General features: G+C 71.0%; 28 protein-coding genes. 11 read left to right on the top strand and 17 right to left on the bottom strand.

Annotated features, from left to right (window positions below):
* Positions 1-65 precede the first annotated feature (65 nt).
* Together HNR02_RS33550 and HNR02_RS33555 are read left to right on the top strand one after the other, a co-directional pair.
* Positions 66-1,640 (top strand): ABC-F family ATP-binding cassette domain-containing protein, encoded by a 1,575-nt coding sequence (locus HNR02_RS33550; protein ID WP_179777609.1) that lies wholly within the window; start codon positions 66-68, stop codon positions 1,638-1,640.
* A 3-nt stretch (positions 1,641-1,643) separates the two neighbouring features.
* The gene (locus HNR02_RS33555; RefSeq protein WP_179777610.1) at positions 1,644-2,507 is read left to right on the top strand and encodes a Vgb family protein; all 864 of its coding nucleotides are present in this window, start codon (positions 1,644-1,646) and stop codon (positions 2,505-2,507) included.
* Between the two features lie 133 nt (positions 2,508-2,640).
* Here the strand turns inward: HNR02_RS33555 and HNR02_RS33560 are convergent, their stop codons facing one another.
* The 3 genes from HNR02_RS33560 to HNR02_RS33570 all read right to left on the bottom strand — a co-directional run bounded on the left by HNR02_RS33560 (position 2,641) and on the right by HNR02_RS33570 (position 5,746).
* Positions 2,641-4,134 carry a tripartite tricarboxylate transporter permease gene (locus HNR02_RS33560; RefSeq protein ID WP_179777611.1) on the bottom strand — a complete coding sequence of 498 codons (1,494 nt, stop codon included), beginning with the start codon at positions 4,132-4,134 and terminating at the stop codon, positions 2,641-2,643.
* 3 nt (positions 4,135-4,137) lie between these two features.
* Positions 4,138-4,665 (bottom strand): tripartite tricarboxylate transporter TctB family protein, encoded by a 528-nt coding sequence (locus HNR02_RS33565; RefSeq protein ID WP_179777612.1) that lies wholly within the window; start codon positions 4,663-4,665, stop codon positions 4,138-4,140.
* A gap of 94 nt (positions 4,666-4,759) precedes the next feature.
* Positions 4,760-5,746: a Bug family tripartite tricarboxylate transporter substrate binding protein gene (locus HNR02_RS33570; protein WP_179777613.1), complete on the bottom strand. Its 987-nt coding sequence runs from the start codon at positions 5,744-5,746 to the stop codon at positions 4,760-4,762.
* 140 nt (positions 5,747-5,886) lie between these two features.
* On the opposite strand from HNR02_RS33570, the gene HNR02_RS33575 reads away from it, so the two are divergent.
* The 5 genes from HNR02_RS33575 to HNR02_RS33595 all read left to right on the top strand — a co-directional run bounded on the left by HNR02_RS33575 (position 5,887) and on the right by HNR02_RS33595 (position 10,205).
* Complete coding sequence (locus HNR02_RS33575; RefSeq protein ID WP_179777614.1) at positions 5,887-7,446, top strand: sensor histidine kinase; 1,560 nt, start codon at positions 5,887-5,889, stop codon at positions 7,444-7,446.
* Positions 7,443-8,120 (top strand): response regulator, encoded by a 678-nt coding sequence (locus HNR02_RS33580; protein ID WP_179777615.1) that lies wholly within the window; start codon positions 7,443-7,445, stop codon positions 8,118-8,120. The genes HNR02_RS33575 and HNR02_RS33580 overlap by 4 nt, the downstream gene beginning before the upstream one ends.
* Before the next feature lie 22 nt (positions 8,121-8,142).
* Entirely contained in the window at positions 8,143-9,153 is a 1,011-nt protein-coding gene (locus HNR02_RS33585) for a CobW family GTP-binding protein (protein WP_376772986.1), read from the top strand.
* A 90-nt stretch (positions 9,154-9,243) separates the two neighbouring features.
* Positions 9,244-9,444, top strand: a complete 201-nt coding sequence (locus tag HNR02_RS33590) for a hypothetical protein (RefSeq protein ID WP_179777616.1) — start codon at positions 9,244-9,246, stop codon at positions 9,442-9,444.
* A gap of 44 nt (positions 9,445-9,488) precedes the next feature.
* Positions 9,489-10,205, top strand: coding sequence for a GAF and ANTAR domain-containing protein (locus HNR02_RS33595; protein WP_179777617.1), 717 nt, complete (start codon positions 9,489-9,491; stop codon positions 10,203-10,205).
* A 20-nt stretch (positions 10,206-10,225) separates the two neighbouring features.
* Here HNR02_RS33595 and HNR02_RS33600 read toward each other — a convergent pair whose 3' ends face one another.
* The 4 genes from HNR02_RS33600 to HNR02_RS33615 form a co-directional block, all read right to left on the bottom strand.
* A complete protein-coding gene (locus HNR02_RS33600; RefSeq protein ID WP_179777618.1) occupies positions 10,226-10,993 on the bottom strand; it encodes a crotonase/enoyl-CoA hydratase family protein in 768 nt (255 codons plus the stop codon).
* Positions 10,994-10,997: 4 nt separating this feature from the next.
* On the bottom strand, positions 10,998-12,299 hold the full coding sequence (locus tag HNR02_RS33605; RefSeq protein ID WP_179777619.1) for a DUF2867 domain-containing protein: 1,302 nt from the start codon (positions 12,297-12,299) through the stop codon (positions 10,998-11,000).
* 4 nt (positions 12,300-12,303) lie between these two features.
* Positions 12,304-13,062, bottom strand: a complete 759-nt coding sequence (locus HNR02_RS33610) for a TspO-related membrane protein (RefSeq protein WP_179777620.1) — start codon at positions 13,060-13,062, stop codon at positions 12,304-12,306.
* A gap of 85 nt (positions 13,063-13,147) precedes the next feature.
* Entirely contained in the window at positions 13,148-14,029 is an 882-nt protein-coding gene (locus HNR02_RS33615) for a MerR family transcriptional regulator (protein WP_179777621.1), read from the bottom strand.
* A 220-nt stretch (positions 14,030-14,249) separates the two neighbouring features.
* Here HNR02_RS33615 and HNR02_RS33620 point away from each other — a divergent pair, with 220 nt between their 5' ends.
* Entirely contained in the window at positions 14,250-15,014 is a 765-nt protein-coding gene (locus HNR02_RS33620; RefSeq protein WP_179778006.1) for an enoyl-CoA hydratase/isomerase family protein, read from the top strand.
* Between the two features lie 44 nt (positions 15,015-15,058).
* On the opposite strand, the gene fahA is transcribed toward HNR02_RS33620, so the two are convergent.
* From fahA to HNR02_RS33665, 9 genes are all read right to left on the bottom strand, one after another.
* On the bottom strand, positions 15,059-16,231 hold the full coding sequence (gene fahA / locus HNR02_RS33625) for a fumarylacetoacetase (RefSeq protein ID WP_179777622.1): 1,173 nt from the start codon (positions 16,229-16,231) through the stop codon (positions 15,059-15,061).
* Entirely contained in the window at positions 16,228-17,079 is an 852-nt protein-coding gene (locus HNR02_RS33630; RefSeq protein WP_179777623.1) for a hypothetical protein, read from the bottom strand. The genes fahA and HNR02_RS33630 overlap by 4 nt, the downstream gene beginning before the upstream one ends.
* On the bottom strand, positions 17,049-18,239 hold the full coding sequence (locus tag HNR02_RS33635) for a homogentisate 1,2-dioxygenase (protein WP_179777624.1): 1,191 nt from the start codon (positions 18,237-18,239) through the stop codon (positions 17,049-17,051). Before HNR02_RS33635 ends, HNR02_RS33630 begins: the two co-directional genes overlap by 31 nt.
* Before the next feature lie 63 nt (positions 18,240-18,302).
* Positions 18,303-18,827, bottom strand: coding sequence for a MarR family winged helix-turn-helix transcriptional regulator (locus tag HNR02_RS33640; RefSeq protein WP_179777625.1), 525 nt, complete (start codon positions 18,825-18,827; stop codon positions 18,303-18,305).
* A 36-nt stretch (positions 18,828-18,863) separates the two neighbouring features.
* Positions 18,864-20,186 carry an MFS transporter gene (locus tag HNR02_RS33645; protein ID WP_179777626.1) on the bottom strand — a complete coding sequence of 441 codons (1,323 nt, stop codon included), beginning with the start codon at positions 20,184-20,186 and terminating at the stop codon, positions 18,864-18,866.
* Between the two features lie 28 nt (positions 20,187-20,214).
* Positions 20,215-21,618, bottom strand: a complete 1,404-nt coding sequence (locus HNR02_RS33650) for an FAD-dependent oxidoreductase (RefSeq protein WP_179777627.1) — start codon at positions 21,616-21,618, stop codon at positions 20,215-20,217.
* Positions 21,615-22,391, bottom strand: a complete 777-nt coding sequence (locus tag HNR02_RS33655) for an SDR family NAD(P)-dependent oxidoreductase (RefSeq protein ID WP_179777628.1) — start codon at positions 22,389-22,391, stop codon at positions 21,615-21,617. The genes HNR02_RS33650 and HNR02_RS33655 overlap by 4 nt, the downstream gene beginning before the upstream one ends.
* On the bottom strand, positions 22,384-23,190 hold the full coding sequence (locus HNR02_RS33660; protein WP_218914365.1) for an SDR family NAD(P)-dependent oxidoreductase: 807 nt from the start codon (positions 23,188-23,190) through the stop codon (positions 22,384-22,386). Before HNR02_RS33660 ends, HNR02_RS33655 begins: the two co-directional genes overlap by 8 nt.
* A complete protein-coding gene (locus HNR02_RS33665; RefSeq protein WP_179777629.1) occupies positions 23,187-23,603 on the bottom strand; it encodes a nuclear transport factor 2 family protein in 417 nt (138 codons plus the stop codon). Before HNR02_RS33665 ends, HNR02_RS33660 begins: the two co-directional genes overlap by 4 nt.
* Positions 23,604-23,716: 113 nt before the next feature.
* On the opposite strand from HNR02_RS33665, the gene HNR02_RS33670 reads away from it, so the two are divergent.
* The gene (locus HNR02_RS33670) at positions 23,717-24,388 is read left to right on the top strand and encodes an IclR family transcriptional regulator (RefSeq protein WP_312861277.1); all 672 of its coding nucleotides are present in this window, start codon (positions 23,717-23,719) and stop codon (positions 24,386-24,388) included.
* Positions 24,389-24,550: 162 nt separating this feature from the next.
* Here HNR02_RS33670 and HNR02_RS35930 read toward each other — a convergent pair whose 3' ends face one another.
* Entirely contained in the window at positions 24,551-24,787 is a 237-nt protein-coding gene (locus HNR02_RS35930) for a hypothetical protein (protein WP_246339341.1), read from the bottom strand.
* Between the two features lie 202 nt (positions 24,788-24,989).
* Between HNR02_RS35930 and HNR02_RS33680 the strand changes: the two genes are divergently transcribed.
* Complete coding sequence (locus tag HNR02_RS33680; protein ID WP_179777630.1) at positions 24,990-25,472, top strand: hypothetical protein; 483 nt, start codon at positions 24,990-24,992, stop codon at positions 25,470-25,472.
* 56 nt (positions 25,473-25,528) lie between these two features.
* Positions 25,529-26,149 carry an L-threonylcarbamoyladenylate synthase gene (locus tag HNR02_RS33685; protein WP_179777631.1) on the top strand — a complete coding sequence of 207 codons (621 nt, stop codon included), beginning with the start codon at positions 25,529-25,531 and terminating at the stop codon, positions 26,147-26,149.
* Positions 26,150-26,174 lie beyond the last annotated feature (25 nt).

Consider the following 26,174-nt stretch of genomic DNA (forward strand, 5'->3'; position numbering starts at 1 on the left):
GGAGACAGTCCGATGTTCCGCTCCACCCACGTCCCGTCCCAGCCCGCCGAGCCGAGGAGCTCCATTTGCCTGCCCAGCTCTCCGTTCACGACCTCACGAAACGCTTCGACGGCCGTCCCGTCCTGGACGCGGTCACCTGTTCGTTCAAGCCCGGCGGCCGTACCGCGGTCGTCGGCGAGAACGGATCCGGGAAGACGACGATGCTCCGGCTCCTGGCCGGATACGAGCGCCCGGACGAGGGCGAGGTCATCGTGCGGGCCGACGGTGGCGTCGGGTACCTCTCCCAGGATGCCGGACTTCCCGGACACCTGACGGTCGACGACGTCCTGGACGAGGCCCTGCGCGATGTGCGTTCCCTGGCCGCTCGCCTCCGCGAACTTGAGGCGCGGATGGCCGAGGGCGAGGGGCTCGCCGAGTACGGCGAGCTGCTGAGCCTGTTCGAGCTGCGCGGCGGGTACGCGGCCGAATCCCGGGCGGAGCTGGTCCTGCACGGTCTCGGTCTGAGCGGGCTCGCCCGGAATCGTGTGCTCGGCAGTCTGTCCGGTGGCGAGCGCGTCCGCCTGCACCTCGCGTCGATGCTGGTGGCCGCGCCGGAGGTGCTGCTGCTCGACGAGCCGACCAACCACCTGGACGAGAGCGCCCTGACCTGGCTCGAGGACCACCTGCGGGCACGCCGTGGCACCACCGTGGTCGTGTCACACGATCGGGTTTTCCTCGAGCGGGTGGCCTCGGAACTGGTCGAAGTGGACGGTGACACGCACACCGTCACCCGATATGGCAACGGCTACGGCGGTTACCTGTCCGAGAAAGCCGCGCAACGGCAGCGTTGGGCGGCCGAGCACCAGCAGTGGCGCGCGGATGTCGATCGCCAGCGCGCGGCGATCGACACCACCGCACGGGAGGTTGCTCCGGCGAGGGCCATGAAGGACCGCAACAAGATGGCCTACGACCGGGCGGGCGGCCGGGTGCAGCGGTCGCTCGCGAGCCGCGTCCGCAACGCCGAGGGACGACTGCGGCGGTTGCTCGCCGATCCGGTGCCACCACCACCGGAACCGTTGCGGTTCACCGGTTCCTTCGACGGAGCAGGAGCCGGCGGAGTCCTCCTCGACGCGACGGGCGTGAGCGTGACGGGCAGGCTCCGGCCGACCGGCCTGACCGCCAAGGCAGGCGGACGGCTGCTCATCACCGGCGGCAACGGCTCGGGCAAGAGCACCCTGCTGCGGGTGCTGGCCGGCGAACTGGCCCCGGACACGGGCGCGGTGCGACGGTGCGGCGCCATCGGCTACCTGCCACAGGAGGTCCGGGTCCTTCCGGCGGACCAGACGGTCCGGGCGGCAGTCGGCGTTCCCACCGACGTCCTGCTGTCACTCGGCCTGTTCACCCGGGACCAGCTGGACCGCCGGGCGAGCGCTGTGTCGACCGGGCAACGGCAGCGGGTGGCCCTGGCGCGGCTGCTGACCCGTCCGGTGGACGTGCTGCTGCTCGACGAACCGACCAACCACCTCTCGCTCGCCCTTGTCGAGGAGCTGGAGGAGGCACTGGCGGACTTCGCCGGCGCGGTGGTGCTCGTGAGCCACGACCGCGGGCTGCGACGGCGCTGGTCCGGTGACCACCTCGACCTCACCAGCAAGGAAGGCTGATACATGCAGTTCGACGAGATCACGGTTCCCGGGAAAGGGCCCTACGGCATCACGGCCGGGCCGGACGGCCGGATGTGGGCGACGCTGGTACACGATGGACAGATCGCCCGCGTCGGGGACGCGGTGGAGGTGTTCGACCTGGATCCCGGCTGCGGGCCGGCCGTCATCACTCCGGGGCCGGACGGCGCACTGTGGTTCAGCCGCCTGCACGACCACCGCATCGGGCGCATCACCGTGGACGGCACGGCGTCGTCGTTCACGGTGCCGTCCCCGGACGCGGGACCGTACGGCATCACGACCGGACCGGACGGCGCACTGTGGTTCACCGAGATGAACCTCGACCGGATCGGGCGCATCGACGGCGACGGCGGCGTGCACGAAATCCCACTCGGGCTGGAGGGGTGTTTCGCGTCCACGATCGTCACGGGCGGCGATGGTGCGCTGTGGGTGACGCTGAATCAAGCCGATGCGATTGCCCGTGTCACGGTCGACGGCGAGGTCACGACGTTCCCGTTGCCGACCGAGAAGGCCGCACCGGTCGGCATCGCCCGCGGCGACGACGGCGCGGTGTGGTTCGTCGAGATCGGGGCCGGACAGATCGGCCGGATCACCCCGGACGGGGACGTCACGGAGTTCCCGCTCCCCGACCGGGCGGCCCGCCCGCACGCCATCACCCCCGACGGCGAGGGTGGCTGCTGGTTCACGGAGTGGGGCGCCAGCCGGCTCGGACACGTGGGGCCGGACGGCGGCTTCGAACACTTCGCGTTTCCCGCGCCAGGCTCCGAGCCACACGGGCTCGCCGTCGCCCCGGACGGGTCCCTATGGGTGGCGCTGGAGATCGGGAGCGTGGCAGTGCTCCGTCCCTGACCCCGACGGAGGCCGGGCAGGGCAGCCATGCCCCGAACCCGCACCCGGCCCCGACAGAGGTCGGGCAGGCCATCCCTGCCCGACCCTGACAGTGACCGGGGAGGGCGGCCCGCGGACCGCCCTCCCCGGTCACTCAGACCTCCACGGATTCGCGCCGGCGCACCAGCTTGCGCACCAATGGCCACGCCAGCAGCACCGCCACCAGCACGTACACCGCGATCGCCAGAGGGGAGTCGAACAAGCCGCTCAATTCACCGTCGCTGATCTGGAGTGCCCGGCGCATCTGTTGCTCCGCCGCCGGGCCCAGGATGACGCCGATGATCGCCGGCAGCACCGGCAGACCGAAACGCCGCATCACGAAACCGATCACACCGATGACGTAGAGGAGGATCAGATCGATCACCGAACCACTGACGGCGTACGCCCCGACGCTGGCGAAGAACAGGATGCCCGCGTACAGGTACGGGCGCGGGATCCGCAGCAGCCTCGCCCACACCGGCGCCATCGGCAGGTTGATCAGCAGCAACAGCACCAGCCCGACGAACAGGCTCGCGATCAACGCCCACACCAGCGCGGACTCCCGCTGGAACAGCAGCGGACCCGGCTGGATGCCGTACTGCTGGAAGGCCGCCAGCATCACCGCGGCGACCGCTGTCGTGGGCAGGCCCAGCGTCAGCATCGACACCAGTGTCCCGGCCGCGGACGCGCTGGCCGTCGACTCGGGACCCGCCACGCCTTCGATCGCTCCGGACCCGAACTCGTCCTTGCGGCGGGACAGGCGTTTCTCCGTCACGTAGGACAGGAACGTCGGGATTTCGGCGCCACCGGCCGGAATCGCGCCGAACGGGAAACCGATCACCGGGCCACGCAGCCACGGCTTCCACGTGCGGCGCAGGTCGCCCCGCGACAGCCACGGCCGTCCGACGGGGATCGCTTTCGCCTGGCTCTGCCGCAGGTGCGCCGCGACCCACAGCGACTCGCCGACGGCGAACAGGCCGACCGCGACGATCACCACGTCCACCCCGTCCGCGAGGTGCAGTGACCCGAACGTCAGCCGGGACTGGCCGGTCATCTCGTCCAGCCCCACCAGACCGATCGTCAAGCCGATCAGCAAGGAGGCGTACCCGCGGACACGGGACTTGCCCAGGACCGACGTCACGGCGATGAAGGCCAGCACCATGATCGCGAAGTAGTCCGGCGCGCCGATGTCGACGGCCAGGTCCGCGATCAGCGGCGCCAGCAGCACCAGCGCGATCGTGCCGATGATGCCGCCCACGAAGTGCCCGATCGCGGCGGCGGCCAGGGCCTGCGGGCCGCGGCCCTTGCGTGCCATGGGATTGCCCTCGATCGCCGTGACGACCGCGGCGCTCTCCCCCGGCGTGTTCAGCAGGATCGATGTCGTCGAGCCACCGAACATACCGCCGTAGTAGATACCGGCGAACATGATGAACGCCGCCGTCGGGTCGAGGCCGTAGGTCACCGGCAGCAGCAGTGCCACCGCCATCGCCGGGCCGATGCCCGGCAGCACCCCGATCGCGGTGCCCAGCACCACGCCGATCGCGGCGAACAGCAGGTGTGACGGGGTCAGCGCGGTGCCGAAACCCGCCCACAGATTCGACAGGTCCATCAGCTACAGCACCCCCATCAGTGGGCCGCCGGGCAGCGGAACACCCAGCAGCACGGTGAACGCGAACCAGGTCACGAGCGACACCGCGGCCGCGATCAACGGGTCGCGCACCAGGTGCCTGCTGCCCAGCGCGTAGGCCGCGCCCCAGAACATGATCGCCGACGACAGCGGGAAACCGAGGGTGCCGATCAGCGCCGCGTTGGCCAGGAAGGCTCCCGACAACAACAGCACCGTCCGCCAGTCGGCGGGGGCGTCGAGGTCGACGTCCTCCCCGGCTTCCGCCTCGCCGCGGCCGCCGCGCAGCACGTCGCGTGCCAGCAGCAACGCCACGAGCAGCAACAACGAGCCGACGAGAACCGGCACCGCCTTGGGGCCCACCGGCCCGCGCTGCGTGAAATCCGCCGGGATCCGCAGCGCGTCGGCCAGCACCAGCACGCCGACCGCGAACAGGAACGCGCACACACCGAGTTCGGAATGCGCGCGCCACCACGACTTCGATCGCGGCGACGTCTCTTCCTCGACCACGCTCATGCCAGCCCCACCTCCTCCAGTACGGCACGCCCGCCGGGAATCCGACGTCCCCCAAGGTGGCATGGGGGAACCGGGAAACGGTGCATCGTCACGCTCATGCCAGCCCCAGCTCCTTCAGCACCGAGGCCACGCGGTCGTTCTCCGTCTTCAGGAACGCCGCGAACTCGTCCCCGGGCTGGAAGGCCGGTGTCCATCCGTTGCGCTGCAACGCCTCCTGCCACTGTGGCGTGTCCTGCAGGCGCGTGAACAGGCCGATCAACCGCTCGCGGTCACTGTCCGAGAGACCGGGTGGCGCGACGATGCCGCGCCAGTTGGTGAACGCGACGTCCACACCGGACTCCTGCAGCGTGGGCGCGTCGATGCCCGGCACCCGCACCGGGCCCGTCACCGCCAGTGCCCGCAGCGCGCCGGCGTCGATCTGGTCGCGGGTTTCACCGATGCCGGAGACCCCGAACGCCACCTTGCCGCCCAGCACGGACGCCATCAGCTCGCCGCCACCGTCGAACGGGATGTAGTTGACCCGCGTCGGCGGGATCCCCGCTGCCTGGGCCATCAGCATCGGCGCCAGGTGGTCCGGGCCGCCGGGCGCCGAACCGCCACCGACGGGCACGCTGCCCGGGTCGGCCTTCCACGCCCCCACCAGCTGCTGGATCGTCTGGTAGGGCGAGTCCTTGCTGACCACGATGATGTCGGACTCTTCGGTCAGCTTCGCCACCGCCGTCGTGTCCTGCAGCGACGACGGCGACTTGTTCGTGTACACCGAGCCGACCACACCGAGGCCCATGGACATGGCCAGTTTGCCGTTACCACGTTCGTTCACCAGCCGCCCGAGGCCGACCGTGCCGCCGGCGCCGGGCAGGTTGAACACCTCGACGTTGCCGTTGAGCCCGGCGTCCTCGACCGCCTTCACCGCCGTGCGGGCCGTGATGTCGTAGCCGCCGCCGGGCGAGTTGGGAACCATCATCCGCAGACCCCGGATCTGGGGCCCGGTCTCCTCGCCGCCCGCCGTCACCAGCGGGGGAACGAGCAGGAGTGCCGCGGCGGCGCCGAAAACGGCGAGCCACGCCTTGCGATTCTTCATCAGCGCACCTCGTTGTGGACCTTCGTCGACGGGCATCCTGCCGCCCGCCACGGCCGCTGTCACCCGTTGCGCGCTTATCGGTCCTTGTGGTCATTGTGGTCACGGCCCGCGCCGCGCCCGCGGATGCGATAGTGAGGGACGTGGGTGCCCAAGGATCGCTGGCCCGCCAGCTGCTGGGCTGGCAGCTGATCATCGTGTTCGCCCTGCTCGCGTGCGTGTTCGGGTACTCGGCCGTGCAGTCCGACCGGACCTTCACCGACACGCAGGGCCGCAAGCTGCTCGCCGTCGCCGAACAGGTCGCCGCGACCGCCGGGGTACGGGCGAGCCTCGCCGACCCCGTCCGGCGCGACGCGCTGCCCGCCTTCGCCGAGAGCGCGCGCACCCTCTCCGGCGCGGATTCGGTGATCATCGCGGCGCCCGACCGGCGCGTACTCACGTCTCCCGATCCGAACCAGCTGCGCACCGAGCTGCCGCTGGGCTCCTCGACGGTGCTGCGGGGCCGTGCGTGGGTCGGTGTCGTGAGCGGCCAGCTCGTCGCTCACGTGCCGGTGCTCGGCGACGCCGGACAGCTCGTCGGGATCGTCTCCGCCGGCACCGCGACACCCGGCTTCTTCGAAGGCATCGCCAACTCCCCCGGCACGGCGCTGACCCTGCTCGGCATCGCCACCGTCGTCGGCGTCGCCGGGTCGCTCCTGCTCACCTGGCGCGTCAAACGGCAGACGCTGGGCATGGAACCACGCGAGATCACCGCATTGGCCGAACACCGCGAGGCGTTGCTGCACGGCATCAAGGAGGGCGTGCTCGGCCTCGACCCGCAGCACCGCGTCACCCTCGTCAACGACCAGGCCCGCGATCTGCTGGCCCTGCCGGAGGACTGCGTCGGGCGCGCCGTGGACGAGCTGGGCCTCAACGAACGGCTCACCGACGTCCTCACCGGCCGGGCCCGCGGTGTCGACCAGATCGGTTTGCGCGCCGGGCGCGTGCTCGCGCTCAACCGCATGCCGATCGCGCGCGGCGCGGTGGTCACGTTGCGGGACCGCACCGAACTGGCCGCGCTGCGCGAGGAACTCGAAGCGACCTCCCGCGCCACCGACACGCTCCGCGCGCAGGCCCACGAGTTCACCAACCGGCTGCACATCATCGCCGGCCTGATCGAGCTGGGCGAGTACGACGAGGTGCGCCACTACGTCGATCTGGTCAGCCAGGCCCACGAGAAGTGGCATGAGGAGGTGACCGCGCACATCGCCGATTCGGCGGTCGCGGCCCTGCTCATCGCGAAGGCCAGCCTGGCCGCCGAGCGAGGTGTCGGCCTGCGCCTGGCGCCCGGCACGCGACTGGACGATGTGGACGAGCAGCTTTCCGCCGACCTGGTCACGGTCGTCGGCAACCTCGTCGACAACGCGCTGGACGCGCTGGCGGGCCGCGACGGCGACTGGATCGAGGTCGAGATCCGTCAGGACGCCGGATCGGTGTCGGTGGTGGTGCGTGACTCCGGTCCGGGCGTGGCGCCGGAGATCGCGACCGAGGTGTTCGCGCACGGCTTCACCACGAAGGCGGCCGAACACGGGGGTCAGCGCGGGCTCGGGCTCGCGCTGACGCGGCAGACCTGCAAGCGGCGCGGCGGTTCGGTGGCCGTGCACAACGCCGACGGCGCGGTGTTCACCGCCGTCCTGCCCCTGCGAGCGGAGGTGCCGCGGTGATCCGGGTCCTGGTGGTGGACGACGACTTCATGGTCGCCAAGGTCCACAGTGGATATGTGGCGCGTGCGCCCGGGTTCACCGTCGCCGGTGTCGCGCACACCGGCGCGGAGGCGCTGCGGGCGGCGCGCGAGCTGCGGCCCGACCTCGTGCTGCTCGACATCTACCTGCCGGACCTGGACGGCCTGTCGGTGCTGCGGCAGCTGCGGGCCGATCCGGCGACACAGGACATCGACGTCCTGGTCATCACCGCCGCCCGTGACGTGGAGACCGTGCGGGGCGCGTTGCGCGGCGGCGCGCTGCACTACCTGATCAAGCCGTTCTCCTCGTCCGCGCTGCAAGCCCAGCTGGAGGAGTTCGCCACGCTGCACCGGAAACTGCACCGGCTCGCGCAGCGCAGCACCGCCGGGCAGGAGGACGTGGACGCCGTGTTCGGGGCCCGCACGCCGAAGTCGCTGCCGAAGGGGCTGACCGAGCAGACGGCCGAACTGGTGCGCCAGGCCCTGCAGGCGCATCCGGATGGCCTGTCGGCGAGCGAGTGCGCGGGCGCGACGGACCTGTCGCGGCCCAGCGCGCGGCGCTATCTGGAGCACTTCGTCGCCGCGGGACGGGCCGAGGTGCGCCTGCGCTACGGCGGGACCGGCCGACCGGAGCGGCAATACCACTGGCGGGTGTGAAGGCGCGTTATCCTGCCCCGCGGTGAAGAGCGAACCGATTCCCGTGGTCCTGGTCGCCGGATACCTGGGCTCGGGCAAGACGACCCTGGTCAACCACCTGCTGACGCACGCGCGCGACCACCGCATCGGGGTGATCGTCAACGACTTCGGCCGCATCAACGTGGACGCGCTGGCGGTCGCCGGCCAGGTCGACGCGATGCTGCCGATGGGCAACGGCTGCCTGTGCTGTGCCGTGGACACCGCGGGCCTGGACCGGATGCTGGAGCGGCTCGCCGAGCCCGGCCAGGGCATCGACGCGATCGTCATCGAGGCCAGCGGCCTGGCCGAGCCGCGCGACCTGGTACGGATGCTGCTGGCCAGCGAGAACCCGCGCATCGCCTACGGCGGGCTGGTCGAGGTCGTGGACGCCGTCGAGTTCGAGACCAACCGGCTGCGCCATCCCGAACTGGACGAGCACCTGCGCTTCGCCGATCTCGTGGTGCTGAACAAGGCCGACCAGCGGGACGATCCCGGCATCGTCGAACTCATCCGCAAGGTCAGCGACGGCCGTCCCGTGGTGCCGGCCTCGTTCGGCGCGATCGACCCCGGCCTGCTCTTCGACGCCGGTGAGCGCCGGCCGGTGGCGCGGCAGCTGTCCTTCGACGACCTGCGGCACGAGGACGGGCATCACCACGAGCACCTGCACGACGCCTACGGCAGCGTCGAGTTCAGTTCGGACACGCCACTGCATCCGCGGCGCCTGCTGGCGTTCCTGACCGAACGGCCCGCCGGGCTGTACCGGATGAAGGGCCCGGTGGACTTCGGGGTGCCCGGGCACGAGGGCCGGTTCCTGCTGCAGACCGTCGGGCCCTACCTGCGGTTCCACCGCTCGCCATGGGACGGCCCGCCGGGCACGCGCCTGGTGCTGATCGGGACCGGACTCGACGCCGACGACCTGCTGAGGAGGCTGGCTGCCTGCGCCGAGCCCGATCCGGAGGCCCGCACGGAACGCGCGATCCTGCCGGTCCTCAAGTACTGCGAGGACCACGCGTAGCGGCCGCGCACCCACGGGAAGGTGGGACTCGCGGTAACTCAGCGCCGTCCGCGGGCGATAGGGGGAGCAACCCGGCGAGGAGTGGTTCCCATGCGTGCGATCAGGTGGTTCTGGGCGGTGGTTGCCGTGGCGTTCGCCGTGACGGCCGCCCTCGAGGTCTACCTGGCGGTGACCATGGCCGCGGCGTGGTCGTGGGCACTGGCCGGACTGTTCGTCCTCGCGTGCGTGGCGTGCGCGACGGCGGCGCTCCGCCGGGACCGCATCAGCCCGCCGCGCGACCCCGGGATCTGACCTCGCCTCTGTCGCGGCGCACCGCTATGGATAAGACTGTCCGGGTGACGGACGAACTCATCAGACCCGCCGAAGGTCCCGAACTGGCGGACGCGCTCAGCGCGGTCGTGCGCACGCTCGAGCCGGAGCCGGACGTCGAGCAGACGGTCACGAACATCGTCCGAACCGTGACCGGCTCGGTGCCGGGAACCGAGGACGCGGGGATCTCACTGCTCGACGGCGGCAGCCTGTCCTCCGTCGCCCCGTCCAGCGAGCGGGTCGCGCGACTCGACGAGCTGCAGCACAAGCTCGGCGAGGGCCCCTGCGTGGACGCCGTGTTCGAAGACGTCGCCTATCGCACGGGTGACGTCGGCCTGGACCAGCGCTGGCCGCAGTTCGGTGCCGGTGCCGCCGAGCTCGGGGTCCGCTCGATGCTGGCGATCCGCCTCTACACGGGGAAAACGCTGCTGGGCGCGCTGAACCTGTACTCCTCGGAGCGTGACGCGTTCGACGAGTCGGCCGAGCACGTGGGCGGGCTGTTCGCGGCACACGCGGCGGTCGCGCTGGCCGGTTCGCGCGCGCAGCAGCAGCTGCGCAGCGCCCTGGAGTCCCGCGACGTCATCTCGATGGCGAAGGGGATTTTGATGGAACGGCACCGCGTCACCGACGACCAGGCGTTCCACCTGCTGGTGCGCGCCTCGCAGAACTCGAACCGCAAGCTGCACGACGTGGCCCGCTGGCTCGTCACCGGCACCAACAACGCCATCAACGACGGTCAGTAGAGCATGTTTCGAAAGCAAAGCTAGCCGAACGAGCCACCTCGCCCGGCGCCCGCCGTGAAGCGCTGCACTCCTTCCGCGGCTTCGGCGAGTGAGGCCATGCCGTGCCGCCATTCGCCTGCCATCGCGGCCTGCTCGTCGAGCCCGTCCTGTTCGAGCAGCGACAGCCGGTCCTGGCGCAGGCACGTCTGCGGGAGCCGGGCGAGCGCGGCGGCCAGCTCCTCGGCCGCGGCGCGTTCGGTGCCCGCCGCGACGACGCGGTTCGCCAGGCCCATCGCCAGTGCCTCGTCCGCGGGCACCGGCCGTCCGGTGAGCACGAGGTCCATCGCCCTGCTCACGCCGATCAGGCGGGGCAGCCGGACCGTGCCGCCGTCGATGAGCGGCACACCCCAGCGGCGGCAGAACACGCCGAACACCGCGTCGTCCGCGGCGACCCGCAGGTCGCACCACAGGGCCAGTTCGAGCCCGCCCGCCACCGCGTGCCCGGCGACCGCGGCGATGACCGGTTTGCCCAGGCGCAGCCGCGTCGGGCCCATCGGACCGGGGCCGTCGTCGCCGAGGCGGTTGCCGCGTTCGGTGCCCATCGCCTTGAGGTCGGCCCCTGCGCAGAACGTGCCGCCCTCGCCCCAGAGCACGGCGACCGCGGCGGAATCGTCGGCGTCGAACGCCTCGAATGCCTCCAGCAGGGCTCGCGCGGTGGGCCCGTCGACCGCGTTGCGGGCGTGCGGGCGGGACAGGATGACGGTGTGCACCGGGCCATCGACCTCGACCCGGACCGCGGACTCGGCCATGCGATCACGCTGTCACAGGAGTACGCAGCCGGGCAATGCCCTGGGCCATCGCCGCGAACACCACGCCCAGCACCGGCGCGCCCGCCTTCCAGTAGAGGTGCCCGGCCAGACCGCGCGGCTCGAAGACGGCCCGCTGCCGGTAGCGGCATCCGCCCGGTTCGGGCGTGACGGACAACTCCAGCCAGCCCCGGCCCGGCACCACCCGCGGCAAGTCCAGCCGCAGCACACGGGGCTCGCCCGCCGGCCACCAGCCGCGGTGCCCGCCGATCGACTCGACCACCGCCCACAGCCGGTCCGGCGAGGCGGTGCTGTGGCATTCGCGGACGTCCTCGTAGACCGATCCGCCGCTCCACGCCGGATCGGACGGCAGCGGATCCGAGGGCAGCGGGTCGGGCCACGGCTCCCCGGCGCGGCGGGTGTGTGCCAGCGCCAGGCGGAGAGCGTCGTCGTAGCCCGTCGGCTCCGGGTCGGGAATATGCTCGGCGATGTCGTGTTCACGGCAGACGACCTCGTGCACGAGCGACTCGACCAGCGGTACGGCGATCCTGCGCGGCACCGGGGTGACGACGTCGATCCACTGCGCGGACAACCTCGGCGTGAGCACCGGCACCGGCACGACCACCCGCCGCGGGAGGTCGGCGACCGCCGCGAACCGCCGCATCATCCGCAGGTAGGTGAGCACGTCCGGGCCGCCGATGTCGAAGGCGCGGCTGACCTCCGGCGGCAGGTCCGCGGCGTGCACGAGGTAGTGCAGCACGTCCCGCACGGCGATCGGCTGCACCCGGTTGTGCACCCAGCGCGGCGTGACCATCGCGGGCAGGCGTTCGGTGAGGTGGCGCAGCATCTCGAAGCTCGCCGACCCGGAGCCGACCACGATCGCGGCCCGCAGCACGGCGGTGGGCACGCCGGATTCGAGGAGGATCCGCCCGACTTCGGCGCGGGAGGCGAGGTGGTCGGACAGCTTGCCGGGCGGGGTGAGGCCGCCGAGGTAGACGATCCGCCGCACCCCGGCTTCGGCCGACGCGTCGGCGACGATGTGCGCGGCGAGCCGGTCGCGCTGCACGAAGTCGCGCTGGTGGAGTGCGTGGACCAGGTAGTAGACGACGTCCTGGCCGTCCAGCGCGGCGGCCACGGAGGCAGCGTCGGTGACGTCGGCCCGGACGATCTCGGCGCGCGGACGCCAGGGCACGTCGTCCAGTTTGGCCGTCGTGCGTACCGCGGCACGCACCTCGTGGCCCGCCTCCAGCAGCTCAGGGACGAGGCGGCAGCCGAGGTAGCCGCTCGCGCCGAAGACCACGCACCGCACGGCGTCAGCCGAGCGTCGCGGAACGGCCGCCGCGCGCCAGCCGCAGCCCGGCCGCGACCACGACCAGGGCGACCCCGGTCAGCGCGGTCGCGACGACGGCGGTCGCGGGGGTGGCGACGGCGATCCAGGTCAGTGCCCAGGCGACGGCGAGCGCGTAACCCGCGACCGCTCGCCAGCGCGAGACGACCCAGACGGTGACAGCCGCGGTGGCGAGCGTGGCGGCACCGGCCAGGACGACCGCGACGGTGTCCGGCGGGCGGATACCGAGCGCGGCGCCGGTGGTCGCGGCTCCGGCGACCGTCGCCGCCGTCACCCAGCCCGCGTAGAGCCCGAGCGGGATGTGCAGCAGGAGCCGGTCGGCCCAGCCGCGGGCGGGGCCCAGTTTCGCGAAGGCGGTCAGCAGGCACGCCAGCAGCGCGACGATGACGACCTCGGACACGACGATCCAGTGCTGCGTGAACACCACGATCCAGGCCGCGTTGAGCACGCCGGACACGGCGAGCCACCATCCCGTCCGGCGGTGCACGTCGCGGTGGCGCTGGGCGGGCAGGGCCTGCCACACCGCCGTGACCAGCAGGACCGCGTAGATCAGCGACCAGATCGTGAACGCCGTGCCCGCCGGGAGCAGCAGGGTCGGATGGGAGTTGGCCACGTCCCCGACCGGCTCGCCGGTCAGGCCCGCTCCCCCGGCCGTCCCCGCCACGAACTGCAGCGCCGCCGTCACCAGCACCGCCCCTGCACGCGGGCCGTCGGATGTCCTCACCGGATCCCCGCCTCCTTCGTCGCCATCCGGTGGGCTTCCTCCTGGAGCGGCCGCGTAAACGGTGGTGCTCGGTTCGGGCACGAATTCAGCTGAGAGCTTCGACCGCCTCCGCGAGGGTCCGCAGCCGTTCCGTGCCGGTGGGCACCGCGACCCGCTCCCAGCCCGGACCTGCCACGAACAGGCGCGTGTCCGTCAGTTCCCCGACCGGGACCTGCCTCGCCAGATCCTCCGTATGCGCCCAGACGACGGTGGCCGCGGGTCTGCGGGTTGCCACGGCCGTGACGAGCGAGTGCGGTGGTACGCGGGCGCCCAGCGAGATGGTGCCGCGGCCGCGTTCGGCGAGAGCGTGGCGCAGCACTTCCAGCGGCAGGGAGTGCTGTTCGTCCGGGGCGCAGGCCAGCAGGACCGACGCGGCGCTCGTGGTGCCGGGCGGGATGGCGTGCAGTGCGGCGATGATGCCGTCGGTGGCCAGATGCTCGACCTCGACCGGGCCGCCCGGCTCGGCGCAGCGCTCCCCCAGCTCCCGCAGGAACGGCACGAGCAGCTTCTGCCAGGTGTCCACCGTGCCGTGACGGTCGAGAAAGCCGACCACGATGCGGCGGAAGGCGTCCGGGTCCAGTTTCTCCGCTGCACCGCGCAGGGAGCGTCGCCGCCGGGAGGCGACACGGTCCGGCAGCTCCCCCGGCATCGTTGCCGGGGGCGCGGCGCCCGTGCTCACCGTCGCAGCCGCACTGGCCACCGGGACGCCCTGCCGCACGAGGTGCACCACCCGTTCCAGGCGCCGCAGGTCGCCGGCCGTGTAGCGGCGGTGCCGCCCCGGCTCGCGGGAACTCGGGCCGAGGCCGTGCCTGCGGTCCCAGCTCCGCAGCGTCGCGACCGCGACACCGAGCCGGCTCGCCACCGCGGCCGGGGTCAGCACCGCCTCGGGCGGCATCGCCTCCCGCGCGGCCGGCCCCGTGCGGCTCATCAGTCCACGCCTCCCGAAAGGTGTCCGCACCGCCCTGCCCGCGGCGCACCCTTCGATTGTGCAACATTCGCGCCGGACCCGGTCGCGGATCAACTCAGTGACCGGAACGCGCCGCCACGAACGTCAGCCGCGGGTGGCCCGCGAGGGTGCCGGGCCGGACCCGCTGAGGCGGTGATCGCCGTGCTCCGGGCGCGCCCGTCTAGGGTTCGGGCTTGTGACTGTGCGCCTGGAGACCGAGCCGAGCGGGCTGGCCGTGCTGACGATCGACGCGGGGCCGCTCAACCTGTACACACTGGATCTGCACGCGGACTTCGACGCCGCGCTGGACCGCCTCGGGGACGCGCGGGCCCTGCTGGTCCGTGCCGAGGGCAAGATCGTGAGCGGCGGGGTGGACGTGTCGCTGTTCGCGGCGCAGGAGACGCCGGAGCAGGCCAAGGAGATGTTCGACCGGATGCTGGCGCTGCCGGAGAAGATCGCGGCGCTGGAGATCCCGACGGTGTTCGCGGCGCACGGGTTGTGCCTGACGTGGGCGTTCGAGGTCGCGGTGGCGTGCGACCTGATCCTGGCGGCGTCGAGTGCGTCGTTCGGCCTGGTCGAGAAGGTGGTCGGGTTGACGCCGACGATGGGCGGCACGCAGCGGCTGGCCGCGCGGGCCGGCGTCGGCCGGGCGAAGGAGTTCGTCATGACCGGCGAGCGGTACCCGGCTTCGGCGCTGGAGCACTGGGGTGTGGTGAACCGCGTCCTGCCCGACGACGGCTTCGACGCCGCCGCACGCGCCTTCGCGACCGCCTTGGCGGAGGGCCCGACCCGCGCCCACGCGGCGACGAAGAAGGTGCTGGACCACTTCTCGGCAGGCGGCGTCGCCGAGGCGAACACCCACATCACGACGATCGCCGCGGACCTCTACCGCACGGAGGACCTGCGCAACGCGGTCCGGTCGTTCCTCGCGGAGGGGCCGGGGAAGGCGAAGTTCACCGGCCGCTGATCGCCCCTCCGGCCCGGCATGACCGCACGCCGGGGCAGGTCTCGTCATTGTCGGGCCGGAAGGATCCTCCCCCGCACCTCGCCGAAGCCGATGCGGCCCGCTGTGCCCGGCGCGGTGGCCGAGATGGTGACCTCGTCGCCGTCGAGGAGGAACGAGCGGTCCTCGCCGTTGACCGTCACCGGCTCCTTGCCGCCCCAGGTCAGTTCGATGAACGCGCCGCGCTGGTCCCTCTCCGGACCGGAGATCGTCCCCGACGCGAACAGGTCACCGGTCCTGGACGAGGCGCCGTTGACCGTCAGGTGCGCCAGCATCTGCGCGGGCGACCAGTACATCTCGCGGTAGGGCGGGCGCGTGACCTCCTGCCCGTTCCACACCACCGACAGGTCGATGTCCAGGCCCCAGTCCGCGGACTCCCGCAGGTAGGGCAACGGCTCCGGGTCCTGCGCTGGGGTCGGCACGCGGGCGGCGTCCAGCGCGAGCAGCGGCACGACCCACGGCGAGATCGACGTCGCGAAGCTCTTGCCCAGGTTCGGGCCCAGCGGCACGTACTCCCAGGCCTGGATGTCGCGCGCGGACCAGTCGTTGACCAGCACGGCACCGAACACGTGCTTCGGGAAGTCCTGCGTGGACACCGGCGAACCCAGTGTCGACGGGACGCCGACGATGAAGCCCAGTTCGGCCTCGATGTCCAGCCGCCGGGATTCGCCGAACGACGGCGCGGCCTCGTCCGGCGCCTTGCGCTGTCCGCACGGCCGCACGATGTCCGTGCCCGAGACGACGACCGTCCCGGCCCGCCCGTGATAGCCCACCGGCAGGTGCTTCCAGTTCGGCATCAGGGGTTCGGCGTCCGGCCGGAACAACCGGCCCAGGTTGGACGCGTGGTGCTCGGAGCAGTAGAAGTCCACGTAGTCCGCGACCTCGACCGGCAGGTGCAGCTCCACTTCGGACACCGGGAAGACCGCCGCATCGGGCACGTCGCCGGTGACCAGCTCGGTGATCCGCTGACGCACCGCAACCCAGCGGTCGTGGCCCTGCGCCATGAACGCGTTCAGCGACGGGCGGGCGAACACGTCGTCGCCGAGCGCCACGGCCAGGTCCACCACGGAATCCCCGGCACGGACGCCGACGCGTGGCGCTGTGCCGGGCGTGGAGAACACGCCGTAGGGCAGGTTGGCCACCCCGAACAACGAGCCTTCGGGGATGTCGATCCTGGTCACGCCGTCACTCCTCCTTCCAGCGCCGAGGCCGGGACCAGTCCCAGGTCCGCCAGCTCGGCCACCGGTTCGTCGATGCTGCAGGTCCCGAACGAGCGGAACACCCCGCGCGCACCCGGGTCCACTTCGGACACCAGCTCCGCCACCCGCGCGCCGTCGCGCTCCGCGAGCAACGCCACCAGCTCGCTTTCGGAAGCCTCACACCGCGCGGCGGCCGTCGCCAGCAGCAGGTTCAGGAACCCGTGCTGTTCGAACCCCGTCGAGGGGTCGGTGTTGCGCAGGGCGTGGTGCAGGCCCGCGGTCGCCTTGAACGGAACACCGGCACGCACGACGGCGAGCACCGCGGCGGCCAGCTCCGCCTCGTCCGGGTAGAGCGAAGCCTGCACCCCGCCGGTGCGGAACTTGGCCTGGTGCCCGGTCTTCGCGCAGGTCGCGATCACCTCGGCGCGCCGGTCGTCGCGCGGGATCTCCACGAACACCGGTACGTCACCGGCGACCTCCAGCGCGCGGAAGAATTCCGGCACCGAAGACTCCGCGGGCACCGCGACCTCGAACCCCACGAGCCGCACCGGGAGGTCGGCGGCCCGGCCCAGAGCGTCCGGCAGCTGGGCCGGGCCGCCGGGCGCGGTCACCGCCAGATCCAGCGGATCCGAGACGACCGCGCCCAGTTCGGCGAGCGCGGGTGCGGCCAGGATCAGCGGGCCGACCAGCTCGCCGTAGCCCGACGCGAGGTGCTTCGCATGGTCGGGCACCGCCTGGTCCAGGGGCTTGAGGCCCGGCGGAAACACCGCCGCGTCGTCGAGGAATCCACGGAACAGGCTCACTGCGGCCCCCGCCCGGCCCAGGTCCACGCGTAGTTCGGGTCCTCGGCCGCGCGACCCCCCTCGCCCAGTTCGAGCGGGCGGAACGTGTCGACCATGACGGCCAGCTCGTCGAAGTACTCGACGCCGATGCTGCGTTCGTAGGCGCCGGGCTGGGGGCCGTGCGAATGCCCGCCGGGGTGCAGCGAGATCGAGCCCTGCCCGATGCCGGAGCCCTTGCGGGCCTCGTAGTCGCCGCCGCAGTAGAACATGACCTCGTCGGAGTCCACGTTGGAGTGGTAGTACGGCACCGGGATGGACAGCGGGTGGTAGTCCACCTTGCGGGGCACGAAGTTGCAGATGACGAAGTTGTCGCCCTCGAACACCTGGTGCACGGGCGGCGGCTGGTGCACGCGCCCGGTGATCGGCTCGAAGTCGCTGACGTTGAACGTGTACGGGTACAGGCAGCCGTCCCAGCCGACGACGTCGAACGGGTGCTGCGGGTACACGAACCGCGTGCCGACAAGTCCGCTGCTGCCGCGGTGCTTGATCAGCACCTCGACGTCGGTGCCCTCGGCCAGCAGCGGTTCGGACGGCCCGTGCAGATCGCGCTCGCAGTAGGGCGCGTGCTCCAGCAGCTGACCGTACTTCGACAGGTACCGCTTGGGTGGCGTGATGTGCGAGTTCGCCTCGATGGCGTACGCACGCACCTGGCCGTCGGGCAGCCAGCGGTGCGTGGTGGCGCGCGGCAGCATCACGTAGTCGCCCTGCTTGAACGACAACGCGCCGAACACCGTCTCGACGACGCCCTCACCGGACTCGATGTAGACGCACTCGTCGCCGATCGAGTTGCGGTAGAGCGGCGAGACCTCGCCTGCCGCGACGTAGGAGATGCGCACGTCGCCGTTGCCGAGCACGAGCCGCCGTCCGGTGACGATGTCGCGGGACTTCCACTCCTCGCCCCCGAACAGGTCATGCAGCTTGAGGTGCCGCGGCTTGAGCGGATGGTTCGCCTCGGTGGTCAGGTCCGGAAGCTCCCAGACCGACGAGCCGACGATCGCCGACGGGATGTTGCGGTGGTAGAGCAGCGAGGAGTCGGCGGAGAAACCCTCCTCCCCCATCAGCTCCTCGTAGTACAGGCCACCCTCGGGTGTGCGGTGCTGGGTGTGCCGCTTGGGGGGAACCGCGCCGACCTGCCGGTAGTACGCCATGACCTCGCCTCCTTGCCGGTCCTATGTAGTTAATGTATGTACTACTTTGCCGGAGCGCAAGGATCAGTTGCGGCCCCGCACGTCGAACTGGTCGCGGTGGGTGATCAGCTTGTCCAGCAACATGACCAGCACACGCTGCTCGGCCTCGGTGAGCACGTTGGTCCACTCGTACTCGCGCTCGTTCTGGTCGCGGAACACCTCGACCATCTCGGCCTGGCCGCCCTCGGTCAGCGACAGCAGCACCGAACGGCCGTCGTGCTCACCGGGCGTGCGCTCCAGCAGACCGTCGGCGACCAGCGTCTTGGCCAGGTTCGACACCGCGGCCCGGCTCATGCCGGTCAGCTCGGCGGCCTTCTTGGCCTCCAGCGGGCCGGCCAGCCAGGTGACGAACAGCAGCCGGAACCCGGACCAGGACCGGCCGCGCGGCCGGTGGACGCTGGACTCCAGGTCGTAGGTGACGATGTTGGACGCGCGGTTGAGCGTCAGCAGCACCTCGGTGGCGAGCTGGTGCCGGAAGCCGAACTCGTCGGCGAGCCTGCGGTTGGCGAGCTCGACGAAGGACCAGAAGTCGAGCTCGCCATCCGCCATGACCGCACCCCTGACGTCCGAACAAGTAGTTAATGCCTAAACTACCTGATGCGTGCGTTCCACGCCACGCCGTTCCTTCGTCACCTTGAGGAAGCACAGCATCACCGCGCAGATGACGAGGCAGCCGATCGGGAAGTACAGGCCCACCGACACGTCGTCGGCGGTGGCGTTCTTGCCGATCACGTAGGGCCCGAAGAACCCGCCCAGTGCCGCGATCGAGTTGATCGCCGCCAGCCCGACCGCGGTGTGTTCCTTCGACAGCACCCGCGCGGCCAGCGCCCAGTACGGCGCGAGGTAGCCGAGCACGCCGATCGCGACCAGCGACAGGCAGATCAGCGCGGCGACCGGGGTGTGCCGGAACTGGATGGTGCCGAACAGCCCGACCGCGGCCAGCAGCATCATCGCCACCACGTGCCCGCGGCGCTCGCCGGTGCGGTCGGAGTTGCGCGCCACGACCAGCATCCCGACGGCGCCGACGATCCACGGGATCACGCCGAGGAACCCGATGTTGGTCGCCGAGTAGCCCGGGTCCATCTGCTTGACGATCTGCGGCACGAAGAAGGTGAACCCGTACAGACCGCACGCGGCGAACAGGTTCGCGAAGGCCAGGTACAGCACCTTGCGGTCCTTCATGACCCGCAGCTGACCCAGGAAGGTCTCCTTCTGCTCCGGCGCGTAGTCCTTGTTGATCTCGGTGTCCAGCCAGTCCTTCTCCTCGGCGGAGAGGAAGCTCGCCTGAGCGGGCTTGTTCGGCAGCCAGGCCAGCACGACCAGGCCGACCAGCACGGCGGGCAGGCCCTGCAGGATGAACACCCAGCGCCAGCCGGACAGGCCGAACCAGTGGATGTGGTCGAGGATCAGGCCGCCGGTGAGGCTGCCGAGGATCATCGCGACCGGCTGGGCCAGCGCGAGCGTGGCGATGGCGCGACCGCGTTCCTTCGGGCGGAACCACAGCGTCAGGTACAGCAGCAGGCCGGGGTAGAGGCCCGCCTCGGCGATGCCGAGCACGATCCGCGCGATGTAGAGCTGCGGGATGTTCTGCACGAACCCGGTGATCGCGGTGACGATCCCCCAGCTGATCGCGATGCGGGCGAGCCAGATTCGCGCACCCACCTTTTTCATGATCATGTTGCTGGGAATCTCGAACACGACGTAGGCAAGGAAGAAGATCGCCGACGCGGTGCCGAACACGGCCGCCGTGATCAGCAGCTCGTTCTGCATGCCCAGCTGGGCGTAGCTGATGTTCGACCGGTCCATGTAGTTGAACACGTACAGCAGCGCGACCAGCGGCAGGACTCTGCGGCTGACCTTGCGAATCGTGCGGCTGCCGATGTCACCGGCAGCGAGTGGTGCGCTCATGTCTCTCCTCATTGAGTCCACAGAAGTCTCAGACCGCGCTGCGGCCCGCCAGGCGGCCCATCGTCAGGGCGTTGGCGACGGCGTTTCCGCCACCCACGTACCGCTGGCCGAGCACCCCGGCTCCGGCCTCACCCGCGGCGAACAGGCCGTCGATGACCTCGCCGCGTTCGTCACGCACGGCCGCGCGCGCGTCGATCTCCAGTCCGGCGTGCGTGCACACCAGCTCCGCGGGCAGCAGGCGCGCGGCGTAGAACGGGGGTTCGCCGATCGGGTCCGGGTTGCCGGTCGTGCCCTTGTTGGCGAGCGTGCGGTGACGCAGGAACTCGGGGTCGTGGCCGTGCGGCAGCTGCCCGTTCCAGCGGCGCACCGTCGCGGCCAGCGCGTCGGCCGGGATCCCGGCCTTGCCTGCCAGTTCTTCGAGACTCCCCGCGCGCAGCGTGCGCCCGGCTTCCGCTTCGGCCAGCACGTGGTCGGCGTCCCAGTGCGCGTACCCGGCGGGCAGGCTCGCGCGGGCCCGTTCGTCGAAGATCGCCCACACCGTGCCGCCCTGCTGCTCGATGATGCCGCTGGACACCGCGTAGGAGGCGTCCTCGTCCATGAACCGGCGGCCGTCGCCGTTGACGTAGATCCGCGATTTCGGCGGGAAACCCGACTGCCAGTGGTGCAGACGCTGGAAGTAGGCGGTCGGCAGCAGCAGCCCCCAGCCGTCGCCGGTGACGCCCGCGCCGACCTGCGCGCCGAAGCGCAGGTGGTCGCCGCGGCTGCCGTCGGCGGCGACGACGAACAGGTCCTCCCCCGCCCGCAACGCCGCCGGGTAGTAGCGGGCCAGCAGGTCCGGGTCCTGCGCGAACCCGCCGCTGGCGACCACCACCGCGCCCGCGGTCACCTCGATGCCGTCGGCGACGACACCCGCGACCCGGCCGTCCTTGTCGATCAGTCGCTCGGCCCGGGTGTTGAGCACGACCTCGACGTTCCTCGCGCGAGCCGCCTTGGCGAGCACCTGGACCACGCCGTAGCCCTGGTCCTTGGGTACGTGCCCGCGCCAGACGTCCTCGACCCCGGCCTGGCACAGACCCGGGGTGTGCGCGTTGCCCGACACCTTCGCCGGGATCTCCACGCCGAGGCCGATCAGCCATTCCAGCGTGGGGCCCGAGTGGCGGCAGAACGCCTCGATCAGCCCCGGGTTGAGCTGCCAGGAGTTGAGGTCCATGTAGTGCTGGAAGAAACGCTCCGCGGAGTCCTCGACGCCCAGCGCGGCCTGCACGCTCGTGCCGGCGGCGGTGAACATGCCCGCGGACAGCTGCGTGGAGCCGCCCAGCTCCTTCTCCGACTCGAACAGCAGCACCGAAGCGCCCTGCTCGGCCGCGGTCACGGCCGCGGCGAGCCCGGCGCCACCGCCACCGACGACCACGACGTCCCAGTCGTCACTCATGCGAGGTCCCCTCCGGTCTCGGCGATGATGCGGTGGTAGAGGCCGTTGGACACCAGACCGCCGTCCACGGTGACCTCACTGCCGGTCATGTAGCTGGAGCGCCGCGAGAGCAGGAACAACACCGCCTCGGTGATCTCCGCCGGCTTCGCCATGCGCCCGGCCGGAATGCTCGCGACGGCCGAGGTGACGAACGTGTCGGCACCCGCCAGCAGCGCGGTCTCGACAAGTCCGGGATGGACGGAGTTGACCCGGATCCCCCATTTCGCGAAGGTGCCCGCGGCCGATTTGGACAGTCCGGTCAGGCCCCACTTGCTGGAGGAGTACGCGGGCGAGAAGTAGCCGATCTGGCCGGAGATCGAGGAGATGTTGACGATCGAGCCGCCACCGGAGTCCCGCATCAGCCCGGCCGCGGCCTTCATGCCGTAGAACGGGCCGAACAGGTTGATGCGCAGGACCTGCTCCCAGACCTCGTCGGTGGTGTCGAGGAATTCCAGGCGCCGGGAGATGCCGGCGTTGTTGACGAGGCCGGTGAGACGACCGCGGGTCCCCCGGATCTCCTCGACGACCCGCGACCACGCGGCCGGGTCAGTGACGTCCAGCTCGTGCGCGGACGCCGAACCGCCTTGGTGCCGGATTTCCTCGGCCACCGGGGTCGCGTCGGCGATGTCGGCCAGGCACACGTGCGTGCCATGCTGCGCGAGCGCCCTGGCGTGGCTGGCGCCCATGCCCGCGGCGGCGCCCGTGATGAGCACCGTGTCCGGGTACTCAGACATGCCGCGACCCGCCGTCGACGGCGATGCTGTGCCCGGTCACGTACCGCGCGCTGTCGGAGAGCAGGAACAGCAGTGGGCCGACGACCTCCTCCGGCGAGCCGAGCCGGTGCAGCGGCACGACGTCGAGCGCGTGCCGCAGCGCGGCCGGGTCCTCCTTGACCCAGCGGGTCATTTCGGTGTCGATGTAGCCGGGGGCGATCGAGTTGACCCGGATGCCCTGATCGCCGAACTCGACGGCGAGGCTTTCGGTGAGGTGCGCGACGGCGGCCTTCGACGTGCAGTAGGCGCCGCGGCCCCGGCGCACGCGGACCGCCGACACCGACGACATGTTCACGATCGCGCTGCCCGGTTCCATGTGCCGCGCGGCCGTTTGCGCGCCGTAGAGCACGCCTTCGACGTTGACCTTCAACGTCGAGTCGATCTGCTCCGGCGTGATCTCACCGGCGAGCGCGAACGGGAAGATGCCGGCGTTGTTGACCCAGAAGTCGAGGCGCCCGAACCGCTCCAGCGCCAGCTGCGCCACGGTTTCGTGGTCTTCCGGCTTGGTGACGTCGATGCGGGTGCCGACGACCTGGCCGGGCTTGGCGGTCTGCGCGAGTTCGGTATTGATCTCGGTCGCGGTGGCGAGCATCTGCTCTTCGTTGATGTCGGCGCCGACGACGTGCACGCCGCGCGCGGCCAGTGCCGCGGTGAAGCGCGCGCCCATCCCGCGGGCCGCGCCGGTGACGACCGCGACCTTGCCCGCGAGTTCCGGGTAGACGGCCGTCATCGGCTCGTGCTGGGCGCGTGTGTCGCTCATTCGTTGTTCTCCTTGCTGTGTGTGTCGTCGCGGCGCACCTCTCGCCGCTGGATGCGCCAGCTGCCCGCGTACCGGACCAGGCGGTCGGTGATCGTGGTCTGGCGCAGCAGTTCGGACGGGCTGTCCGGCAGGGTGCGCACGATCTGCAGGTAGGCGTGCACGGTCAGCTCGTCCCCCGAGGGCATCACGTGGAGGTTGGTCAGCACATGGCGCGTGACGCCCGGCTGTTTCGCGAAAACTTCGGCGAACTCGGTGAGCGCGGCGGTGCCGGTCACCGGGGCGGGGTAGCTGGGCGAGTGGAACTCACCGTCCGGGGCGAAGGTGGCGGCCCATTCGGCAGCGTGGCCCTCGTCGATGTAGTGGCTCTGCGCGCCGTACAGCTGGTGTACGAGCGCGAGCGTCTCCACGTCCACGATGACCTCCTGCGGGGCTTGCACAACCGGCTCGGCGTGCTATTATCGCACGCAGCGTGCGAACTACGGAAACAGTAGGTCGCGGTCCGGCTGGTCGTCAAGGGGGTGCCCGCGTGTCCGAAGTCGACTCGGGGATGTCGAAAACGCTGCACAACGGCCTGCAGATCCTGGAGTTGCTCGTCGCGCACCCGCAGGGGATGACGTTGACGGAGATCGCCGACGGGGTCGGCGTGCACCGGACGGTCGCGCACCGGCTCGTGCGGACGCTGGAGGCGCACCGGTTGTGCCGCCGGGACCGGTTCAAGCGGATCTCGCTGGGCACCGGACTGGTGCGCCTGGCCGAGCCGGTGGAGCAGGACCTGCGGACGCTCGCGCGCCCCGTGCTGGAGGAACTGACGGACCTGACGCAGGCGACGGCGCACCTCGTGGTGCGTGAGAACGCCGAAGAGGTCCGGATGCTGATGATCGTGGAACCACGGCAAGCGCGGATGCACGTGAGCTTCCAGCCGGGCCAGGTCGACCCGATCGACCGTGGTTCGGCGGGCCTGGCGCTGCTCGCTTCGGGGCCTGCGGTGGACGGCGAGCGGGAAGAGGTGTCACTGGCCCGCAAGCGGGGTTTCGCCGTGTCCTACGGGGAAATCGCGCCGTCGGTCATCGGGGTGTCGGCCATGGTGCCGGGCCGCGAGATCAGCATCGGCCTGTCACTGTTCTCCGCCCCCGACGAGGAAGCACTGGGCCGCACAGTGGTCGACGCGGCCCAGCGGCTGGCGTCGCTGCTTCGGTGACTCGCGTCGCGGCGCGAGTCCCACGTTCCAGACCGCGAGTTGACCATTCGCGCCGCAAGCAACGCCAACCGCCAGCGCAGGGGCGTAGCGAAGCGAAGCCCGGCGTCCTCAGCCACGCGCAGCGCCAAATGCTCCAACGGTTCCGCCACTTCAACACAGAACCTACGCCGCGGGACGCACCACGATCTCGTTCACGCCGACCTCCGGCGGCTGCTCCACCGCGAACGCGATCGCCGCCGCGGGTACCGCCCGCTCGCGCGAGGGCGGTGACCCAACCGCGCACGAAGCGTGCGTCCACATGGAGCCGGTCCAAGGCGGACAACGGCAGCACGCCCCCGCCGCCGACGTCTCGGCGGCCGCCCACCCCATCCGCAGCACGCCCCGGTTGCTGATCAGCACCGGCTTGGCGTTCTCCCGTTCTCACCGGCAACCCCTCGGCGCAACGAGGAGAACACCCAGGCTGTGGTGTACCCACCCTCCCGCACCCGCACCGCATCCACTGCCATCACCAGGCACATCTCGGTCGAGCGCGGTCAGCGAACGGAGAGCCCGCGCGGCCAGAATTCGGCGATCCTCATCGCACCAGAACAAGGAGTTCCACGTGAGAAACACAGCGCGGACCTGGCTGCGCAAACGGCCGGCCCTGATCGTCACGACCACGCTCGCCGCGGCGACAATCACGCTGACCGCCGCTCCGAGCGCCGCCGCCGAACCCGGGTTCCTGTCGTCCTGCTCCTATTCGCACGTCGCCTGCAAGAACGGTGCGAAGGTCTCCGTCCCGAGTCCTTACAACCGCTGTGAAACAGCCGGTTCGTCGGTGGGATCCACCCAGGTGTGCGTGCTCTACGACGGTGACGTCGTCTACGTGAAGGACGGGTCGGCCGACGGACGCTCGGCACTCGGAACCATCGTGGCCACCAGCGGTGTCGAGTACCGGATCTGCCGTAACCCGCACGGCAGCGGAACCTGGGCGAAGTGCACGTGGAACTGGGGTGAGAGCGCCAAGAAGACAGTCCAGGGTGGTGTGAAGCAGAGCGCTGCTCTCGCATCCTACAACAATCTGTGGTCGTTCACGAGCAACTGATCCCGGTTCGTGGCGGAGTCGGTCACGGGTGTCGGCGGAAGTCCTAAGCTCGGAGAATGGCGAAGTACTTCGACGTGCATCCGGACAATCCCCAGCGTCGCTCGATCGGGCAGATCGTCGGCCTCCTGCGGCAGGACGGCCTGATCGTCTACCCGACCGACTCCGCTTACGCGCTGGGCTGCCAGCTCGGCAACCGGGACGGCCTGGACCGCATCCGCTCGATCCGTCACCTCGACGACCGGCACCACTTCACGCTCGTCTGCCGCGACTTCGCCCAGCTCGGCCAGTTCGTGCACATCGACAACACCGTCTTCCGCGCGATCAAGGCCGCCACCCCGGGCAGCTACACGTTCATCCTCCCGGCCACCAAGGAGGTGCCGCGGCGGCTGCTGCACCCGAAAAAGAAAACCGTCGGCGTGCGCATCCCGGACCACGTCGTCGTGCAGGCGCTGCTCGACGAGCTGGGTGAGCCGCTGGTGTCGAGCACGCTGCTGCTGCCCGACCACGACGAGCCGCTCACGCAGGGCTGGGAGATCAAGGACGAGCTGGACCACGTCGTCGACGCCGTGGTCGACTCGGGCGACTGCGGCACCGAACCCACCACGGTGATCGACTTCTCCGGTGACGAGCCGGAGATCGTCCGGAAGGGTGCCGGGGACACCGCGCGTTTCGAATAGCTCTGGACATCGCCGCGTTCACGGG

The sequence above is a fragment of the Amycolatopsis endophytica genome (assembly GCF_013410405.1).
Classification (GTDB): domain Bacteria; phylum Actinomycetota; class Actinomycetes; order Mycobacteriales; family Pseudonocardiaceae; genus Amycolatopsis_E; species Amycolatopsis_E endophytica.